Raw genomic sequence first — 7523 nt, 5'->3', positions numbered from 1 at the left:
ATGGAGCGGGAGCCGGCGGCGCCGGGGTCGAGTGATGCGGCGGTGTCGACCATGAGCGGGCGGCCGTTGTTGTCGACGGCGCCGAGCAGCAGGGGCCGCAGGCGCGGGTCGGCGACGTACCCGGTGACATCGAAGGAGTCATCGATCACCTTGGCCTCGCCGTTCACGATGTCCTTCCAGATGCCGCCGGTCGCGGTCGTCGCGCTGCCGAGGACGACGGAGTTGCTGGTCTCGGCCAGGTAGTCGTCGAACGGGCCCGCGTTCCCTGCCGGGGTCTTGCCGTGGATCGCGGCGAGGTCGAACGCTCGGGCGAGTGAGATCGGCAGGTCGGCTTGGATCTGGGAGTAGAGCCCGGCCGCGTTGGAGCGGGCGACTTCCTCGGAGACGGGCAGCAGCACCGAGACCTTCTTGCCCGACATCGTCTTGAGCGACATGGACTCGTTGCCGGTCGGCTTGGAGCCGCCCTCGTTGACCCATCCGGCCTGCGGGACGTCCATGCTGACCGGGATCGCGGTCTGCGCGGTCATGCTGAGCGAGATGCGGCGGGCGAGCTGCATGACAGCCGACGTCTCAGTCGCCCGGTTGAAGATGGGCTCGGTGATGGTCGGCGGCAGGAGTGTGGGGCTGATGTTGCTGAGCTTGACGGGTGCGTCAGCCATGGGGCCCTCCTAGGTGGGCAGTTGAGGAGATGCCCTACTTGCCGAGGGCGTTGTTGATGAGGGCGGCGAACGTGGCTTCGGGGGTGGCCGGGGCTGGGGTGCCGCCGCCCTGGAGCGGGTCCGGGGTGGGCATGCGGGGTCCGGGCGGGGGAAGAAGCGCGGCCAGGGTCTTGGCGTCGGTCTCCATGGCGGCCGGGTCGGCGCCGGTGATGCGGCCCACCAGGGCGTCGGGCAGGCCGTACTGGCGGGCCAGGCGCTCGCGGGTGAGCTGGGCTTCGGCTGCGGCGATCCGGTCGGCCGCTTCCTGGGCGGCGGCCCGCGCGGCGGCCGGGTCCGGAGTGGCCGCCAACTTCGCTGCGAGGTCAGCGAGTTCGGTGGAGCGGGTTGTGGCCGCCTCCTGGGCGCGGGTCAGCTCGGTGGCCAGGCCGTCCATGCGGGTGCGAGCCCATTCGGGAAGTTCGGCGAGCTGCTCGGCCGTCGGGGCGCCGGGGACGGGCGGACCCGCCGGGGCCGGGGGAGCCGCAGGCGGTGCACCGGTCGGTCCCGTGGTGGGCGGGGGCGTGGACATGGGTCCCTCCAGGAACTGGGTCAGGAGCGGCGGGCGGTAGGAAGGGCGCGGCGCCGGACGTTGCGGCGGCGGGCGGCGACGGCGCGGTTGAAGGCTCTGGTGGCCTCGGGCCCGGACAGGCCGTCCGTCGCCTCTTTCCACAGGTCGCGCCACGCGTCGGAGCCGTCGGGGAGCCAGCTGTCCCGGGAGTAGATGGGGGTGAGCTGGCAGTGGCACATGTCGTGGTACTTGGTGAGGTCGTCCAGGCTGACGGGCGGCCCGCCGGCGAGGCCCGCGCTGTCGCGGGTCTTGTAGACGGCGCCGCGGGAGGCGAGCATCGCGCACCAGGCGCACGGTGCGGTGTCGGTGACGCGGGCCCAGCCGATCACTCGCCGGTCGGCCCGGCCGCTCCGGGCGGTGAGCGCGCGGCCACCGCGCAGGACCTCGCGGTCGGCGGCGCCGGCCGCGGTGGTACCGGCGTCGCGCATCAGGCCGCCCAGCTCGGACAGGAAGGCGCCCTCATCGAGGCGGCCGCGAGTGCGGTCCTCCTCGGCCCGAACCAGGCGCTGCTCGGCGTGGACCGGCCCGGTCACCCACAGGGATGTGCGGGCCGCCGTGTCCATCGACTCGTCGTCGAGGTCGGGCCACTCGAAGTCCTGGTCGACCGGGACCAGGAGGTTGTCGTCCAGGTCCCGCCGGTCGGGCTCGCCGGCCGCGGCCGCGTAGTCCTGCCGCAGCTCGCGGAGGCTGACGGTGCGGTTCCGGGACGGCTCCAGCGGCGGCAGGGTGAACCCCGTTTCCAGCGCGCGGTGATACCGGAGAAACGCGGCGCCGAGTCGCTCGGACTCGCCACGGTGGTCGCGGACGACGTCCAGTGCCTCGGTCAGCCACGGGCCGGCCGACGTGGCGGGCGCGGCCGGACGGACCAGGCGGTGCCAGGATCGCAGGACCAGCGCGGCGGCTCGGGCGCCGACGCGGGCCTGGGCGACGCGGTGGTCCTGGACGAGCTGCCTGGCCCGGTCACTACGCCGGGCCACTGGTGGGCACCGGCGCCGGCGCGGGTTGGGTGGCCCGGTCGAGCGCTGAGGCGAGGCGCGCGGACGGGTCCTCCTCCGCCCACAGTTCGGCGATGCGTTCCTGCTCGGAGACGGGCAGGCCGAGCGCCTCGGGCCCGTAGGACGGGGGGAAGACCTTGGTCGCGACCATCTTCTGTACGTAGTCCGCTTTCGCGCTCATCGTCGGGGTGGACGGGTCGCGCCACACGGTGGCCATGCGCTCCAGGCCGGACGGCAGCTTGCCCCGGTGGGAGATCCACAGGGCCATACGCATCAGGTTCTCCCAGGGCCCGGAGAAGGACCGCTGGCGGCGCTCGCAGTTCTTCACCAACCTGGCTTCCTCGGCCTTGATGGCGTCTGCGGAGGTCGGGTTGTCGGCGCCGGCCGCGAAGTACGCGAGCGGGACACCCTGGAGGCTGGCGGCCAGCTTGCCGTAGGTGAGAATCGCGGTCTCGAAGTTGCGCAAGTCGGCGGCCGCGAACTGTCCGGCGTGGGCGCTCTCGTTGGCGAGTGCCCACACGCGGCCCAGGTAGGCCTCCCACGCGGGGACCGGCTTGCCGTCCTTGTCCACGAAGTCGTCGGCCGAGGCCCCGAGCACATAGCGTTGCGGGACGGCTTGGAACTCCGTGGCGACCTGCATGTTGGTGAGCGCGCGGCAACAGGCGTCGGCGACGGGGATCACTCGCAGCATCTCGCTGCGGCCGGCCCGGTATGAGCTCCGGGCCCGGTTGATGAACGGGACGACGGGGATCCAGGGCATGTCCGAGACGGATCGGTCCACCACCCACCAGCCGCCGTCCTCGCGACGGACCAGCTGCACGGTCATACCGGGGCGAGGCCACAGGGTCGCCGCGGTGGCGCGGCCGAACGCCTGGTACTGGGGCAGGTCGACCTCCTCGGCGGCCTGGACGAACCGGGCAGCGGCGGTCACCTGGCGGGTCGCGGCGGAGCGCTCGTGGATCATCCACTGCGGTCCTTCGACCGTGATCACCGGGTCGCCGTACGCGTCGACGCCGACGACGCCGTAGGAGCGGGCGAGGGTGAGCGCGTCCAGGTGGGCGATCTGGGACTCCTCGTCCATGCCCCAGGTCTGCCACAGGTCCCATAGGTCCTCGGAGGGTGCGTCGGCCGCGCTGGCCCGGAATCCCTCGACGTCCAGGCGTTCCTCGACGGTGTCGACGGCCTGTGCCGGCCAGGCGATCACGGTCTGCAGACTCTCCCAGCCAGGTGGGACGTTGAGACCGATCGAGCGCATGTACCGGTCGGCGTCGTAGTAGCGCTGGAGGACATCCAGGCCGCCCTGCGATGCCGGGGCAGAGCGTGCTTGCTGGAGCCGCTGCCACAGCCGGTCCAACAGGCGCTGCTCGTCCGAGGTCAGCTGGTCCGGGGTCAGGAGAGGGGTCGCCACGGGGGCCTCCTCTCAGCGGAGCACGGTGACGGTGCGCTTGCGGGTGACGTTCTTCGACAGGGCGTCGAGGCGGCACTGCCAGGCGAGGATCGAGGCGACGGCGGCGTCGATCTTGCGGGGGCTCTCGGGGTGCTCCTTGCCGATCTGGATGCCCGAACGCGACTCGCGGCGACGGGCGTTGAGCATGTGCCTGGTGAGGGCCGACGCGTTCGAGTGCGTCAGCTCGCCGTCGGTGATCGCGTCGTGCAGCGCCTGGGTGGCGCGGACGATCAGCAGCGCGCGGCCGCCGGTCATCCACCACTCCATGGGGTGGTGGGTGCTCGACTTCACCTTCAGCCGGCGCCCGTGCTTGGCCTCCCAGCCGCGCACGTGCGATTCCCACTTGGCCGGGTCCGCGTACATCCCGACGACGTTGTACGTGGCGAAGGCCTGGTCTACCTCGGCCAGGACCTCCGCGACGGGGACCTGCCAGTCGCGGCCGGCCGGGCCGTCGGGCTGTTCCCACACCCGGATCTCGAAGAGGAAGCCATCGGCGACTCGGCAGCCAACCAGCGCGGTGGCGTCGGTGACGCCGCGGCTGCGGCGCCGGCTGCCGTCGAACCCGAGGACCACGGTGTCCCGGGGCTGGATCTTCGTCTCCGGTGCCGCGCAGGCTGCCCACTCCGGCTGGGACAGCCAGCTGTCAGTCGCGTGCGTGACCTGGTTGAGGTAGTAGCGGCGGGCGTCCTGCGGGTCGGTGTCGGGGTCCCAGTACTCTCCGAGGAGGCGGCGCAGGTTGACCCAGCCGCCGGCCGCGTCCGCCGAGTCGCCGTAGGCGTCGGCGAGGCCGGCCAGGAGCGAGGCTTCGTCGGCGGGGTCGGTCTCGGGCGGCGCCTCGCGGTGGTCGAAGAGCACGCCCGTATCCAGCTTGGTGCGGCCCTCCTGCTGCTTCTTCCACGCCTCGAAGGACCGTTCGGCCACGGAGCCGACGCCGGGGATGAACGCGTTCGGGGTCTCGATGCTGGCGCCGCCGACCTTGCCGAGGTTGCGGCGGATGACGTCGGCGAGCTTGCGGCCGCCGTTGGTGGGAGACCAGGACTCCGTCTGGTCCATCACGCTGAAGACGGGCCGGAAACCCTCGCGCGAGGTGCCGCTGGAGGTGACGTACTCGATCCGTCCGTCCGGGACGTTGACGAACGACTCCATCGGCTCGATGTCGTAGGCGTCCGCGACCGGGCCTTCCCGGGCCATGGTCAGCAGCGGGTCCCAGGTGTTCGCCGTCTGGTCCTCCGAGACGGCTACCAGCTGCACCTTGGCCTTGAAGCCGAGGCTGGTCCACTCGCGTGCGACTGGTTCGCCGCTGGCGTCCCAGCCGTCCGGCACGACCGGGGCGAGCGCCTCGACCAGGCACAGCCCGGACAGGAACGGCGACTTGCCCCAGCCCTTGGGCCTGGAGAGGACGGCCCGTCGGATCCGCCGGCCGTTGTTGAGCGCCCGACCGTTGATCGCCGGCCCCTGGAAGGCGGGGTCGATGGCGTAGAACTGGAGGACGAACTGGGCCTGTTCCTCGGTCAGGAACAGCGGGTCGCCGGCGGCTGGGCCGTCCGGCACGATCAGGTACTCGGCCATCCACTCCAGGACCTGGTAGCCGAGGGTGGGCAGCTCGCCCGGGTAGGAGGGGCCTCGCCAGGGCATGAGCTCACCCCCCGGATTCGGCCTCCGTACCGGGGGCGTCGGGGCGGATCATGCGGATCTTGGCGTACCGCTCCCGCGCGACCTGGGCACCCGAGGAGCCCTGGCCAGCGTCCGCGTCATCGGCCTGGGCGAACGTCATGCGCAACCGCGCCCTGTCCTCCATGGTGCTGCCGAACTTGGCGACCCGTAGGCGCAGTTCCGCAGCCACGGAGGTGTCGCCGCTCCAGACTTTGGCGTGGATCAGCGCGGTGTCGAGAAGGAACTCCCAGTCGGTGCTGGAGAAGTGCTCGGCCTGCGGGGATGCGACCCAGGTGTCCCACCACTCGCGAGTGCGCGCAGGCCAGACGAACTCGACCAGGCCGTCCTCGCCTGCGTCGATCCGGAAATCGGGGAGCTCGGGCGCCTCCGCTCTCTCGAATCGCAGAATGGTCTGCGGGGCGCCGCCCTTGTTGCGGCGCGCGCGGGCGGCGGGGTCCTTCGGTGCGGGGCCGACGCCGGCCATGCGGTCACCCCCTTCGGGAAGGGGTCTGGGATTCCCCAGACCCGTACAGATGGTCAGCGCCTATACGCGTAGCGGGGAGCGAGGGGGGAGGGAGGGGTATCCCCCACCCCCGAAGCCGGGGCTTCGAGCGGGCGACTAGCGCAGGCCTGGGTGGGCCTCGGGTGGCCGGCGGCGCCGGGCCTGGTACCGCCAGCGGGTCGCGCTGCCGCCTTCGCGGCTGCTCTTGGCCCTGTGGCAGCTGCCGCAGATGGCCTTCAGGTTGCCCTCGCTGTGGTCGTCGCCTCGACGGACGTGGTCGACCTCGGTCGCCTGTCGGCCGCAGACGTAGCACGTCGCGTGGTCGCGGGCGAGGATGCGGGCCCGCCGGGCCGGCCAGTCCTTGGGGAGGCGGGCTCGCCGGTCGCTGGTGGACCAGGCCATCAGGCCACGTCCAGGGTGCCGTCGAAGGCGACGACCGCAGCGGCGCCGGCCTGCTCCTTGAGTGCGCTGGCCGCGTCCGTCAGGTCGTGGTGCGCGGAGCCTTCGAGCTGGTCAAGGATGATCACGAACGGCGTCTCGACCTCGTCCCCGTGGTGCCGCGTGGGCAGCTCCAGGACCTGGATGCGGGCCATGGGCTCAGTCCTCCTTGGGTCGCTGGAGGTCGGCCCGGACGTCGTCGGCGGCGCTGACGAGCATGCCGAGTGCCTCCCATGACGGCAGGCCGGGCTGCCAGTAGTTGATGATCACGATGTCGCCGGCCTCGTTGAAGGCCTTGATGGACGCGACGATGCCGATCGGGGTGTATCCCTCGGGGAGGGCGTCGGCGAGGCCGTAGGGGTCGATGCTCACCGGCTCCACCACCAGCAGCCGAGGGTGTGTCCGTGTCGGGCCTGGACGGTTCCGCCGAGCCCTCCGAGGACGTGGTCCATGTCGGCCGCGTTCCAGTGGTGCACGTGGGCCTCGTGCGGGTTGCCGTCGACCTCGCCCTGGGGCGCGTAGATGATCGGCAGGCTGACGAGCAGGTGCCGGGCTCCGGCCTGGGTGATGCGGTAGAGAAGGGCGATCGCGTCCTCGGCGGGCATGTGCTCCAGGACGTCGCCGGCGATGACCAGGTCGCGGTCGAAGAGGTGGCCCGGCGCGTCGCGGGCGTCGAGGTGGTGGACCTCGTCGTACTGGAGGTGGAGCCCGTAGCGGTCAATGTAGGGCTGGTGGATCTCGACGGCCGTCCACCAGGTCCCTTGGTGGCGGGGGCGCATCAACCAGGCGTAGGTCCCTCGTCCGGGACCGATGTCGGTGACGGTGTCGGGACGATGTTCCAGGAACAGGTCGAGCGACCAGTCCTTGCCTTCGACGTCGGAGGTGGGCACGGTCGCCTCCTGACGGTCACGAGCGCGGCGGCCAGGCATGCAGAAGGGCCCGCAGCTGCTGTTCGGCTGCGGGCCCTTCGTACTGTCTGGACTCACCCGGATGTGGACACACGGGTGGTGGAGTGATCGTGGCACGGCGCTGACCTTGGGTCAAGCGGCGTGGGATCGGCGTGGCGTCCAGGCCTCGATGAGCGGGACGATGTCGGTGGCGCGGAAGCGTGGGTACCGGGCGGTGCCGCCGGCCTTTCGGAGGCGGCCGCGGCGCACCCAGTCGCGCACTGTTGCGGCGGGCACTCCGAGGCGGGCGACGTCGTCCATGGTGAGCAGGCCGG

General features: G+C 71.9%; 11 protein-coding genes. All 11 read right to left on the bottom strand.

Annotation, left to right across the window (positions count from 1 at the left end; translation table 11 throughout):
* Positions 1 to 659 (bottom strand): phage major capsid protein (locus ACWDRR_RS43825; protein WP_449777943.1); only part of this gene is annotated, 659 nt, incomplete at its 3' end.
* 34 nt (positions 660 to 693) lie between these two features.
* The gene (locus ACWDRR_RS43820; RefSeq protein ID WP_449777942.1) at positions 694 to 1227 is read right to left on the bottom strand and encodes a hypothetical protein; all 534 of its coding nucleotides are present in this window, start codon (positions 1225 to 1227) and stop codon (positions 694 to 696) included.
* A gap of 20 nt (positions 1228 to 1247) precedes the next feature.
* Entirely contained in the window at positions 1248 to 2243 is a 996-nt protein-coding gene (locus ACWDRR_RS43815) for a VG15 protein (protein ID WP_449777941.1), read from the bottom strand.
* The gene (locus ACWDRR_RS43810) at positions 2230 to 3669 is read right to left on the bottom strand and encodes a phage portal protein (protein ID WP_449777940.1); all 1440 of its coding nucleotides are present in this window, start codon (positions 3667 to 3669) and stop codon (positions 2230 to 2232) included. The genes ACWDRR_RS43815 and ACWDRR_RS43810 overlap by 14 nt, the downstream gene beginning before the upstream one ends.
* Before the next feature lie 12 nt (positions 3670 to 3681).
* Positions 3682 to 5343 (bottom strand): terminase, encoded by a 1662-nt coding sequence (locus ACWDRR_RS43805; protein WP_449777939.1) that lies wholly within the window; start codon positions 5341 to 5343, stop codon positions 3682 to 3684.
* 4 nt (positions 5344 to 5347) lie between these two features.
* Positions 5348 to 5845, bottom strand: a complete 498-nt coding sequence (locus tag ACWDRR_RS43800; RefSeq protein ID WP_449777938.1) for a phage terminase small subunit — start codon at positions 5843 to 5845, stop codon at positions 5348 to 5350.
* A gap of 135 nt (positions 5846 to 5980) precedes the next feature.
* The gene (locus ACWDRR_RS43795) at positions 5981 to 6265 is read right to left on the bottom strand and encodes an HNH endonuclease (protein WP_449777937.1); all 285 of its coding nucleotides are present in this window, start codon (positions 6263 to 6265) and stop codon (positions 5981 to 5983) included.
* The gene (locus ACWDRR_RS43790; RefSeq protein WP_449777936.1) at positions 6265 to 6456 is read right to left on the bottom strand and encodes a hypothetical protein; all 192 of its coding nucleotides are present in this window, start codon (positions 6454 to 6456) and stop codon (positions 6265 to 6267) included. Before ACWDRR_RS43790 ends, ACWDRR_RS43795 begins: the two co-directional genes overlap by 1 nt.
* A gap of 4 nt (positions 6457 to 6460) precedes the next feature.
* Complete coding sequence (locus ACWDRR_RS43785; protein ID WP_449777935.1) at positions 6461 to 6673, bottom strand: hypothetical protein; 213 nt, start codon at positions 6671 to 6673, stop codon at positions 6461 to 6463.
* Positions 6670 to 7191 carry a class I SAM-dependent methyltransferase gene (locus ACWDRR_RS43780; protein ID WP_449777934.1) on the bottom strand — a complete coding sequence of 174 codons (522 nt, stop codon included), beginning with the start codon at positions 7189 to 7191 and terminating at the stop codon, positions 6670 to 6672. Before ACWDRR_RS43780 ends, ACWDRR_RS43785 begins: the two co-directional genes overlap by 4 nt.
* A gap of 150 nt (positions 7192 to 7341) precedes the next feature.
* Positions 7342 to 7523 (bottom strand): helix-turn-helix domain-containing protein (locus tag ACWDRR_RS43775; RefSeq protein WP_449777933.1); only part of this gene is annotated, 182 nt, incomplete at its 5' end.

The sequence above is a fragment of the Kitasatospora sp. NPDC003701 genome (genome assembly GCF_053587085.1).
This window is presented reverse-complemented; position numbering and strand designations above follow the sequence as displayed.

Coding starts and splice junctions, on each gene's coding strand:
- ACWDRR_RS43790 (WP_449777936.1), bottom strand. CDS start 6,456: ATGGCCCGCATCCAGGTCCTGGAGCTGCCCACGCGGCACCACGGGGAC.
- ACWDRR_RS43795 (WP_449777937.1), bottom strand. CDS start 6,265: ATGGCCTGGTCCACCAGCGACCGGCGAGCCCGCCTCCCCAAGGACTGG.
- ACWDRR_RS43805 (WP_449777939.1), bottom strand. CDS start 5,343: ATGCCCTGGCGAGGCCCCTCCTACCCGGGCGAGCTGCCCACCCTCGGC.
- ACWDRR_RS43820 (WP_449777942.1), bottom strand. CDS start 1,227: ATGTCCACGCCCCCGCCCACCACGGGACCGACCGGTGCACCGCCTGCG.
- ACWDRR_RS43800 (WP_449777938.1), bottom strand. CDS start 5,845: ATGGCCGGCGTCGGCCCCGCACCGAAGGACCCCGCCGCCCGCGCGCGC.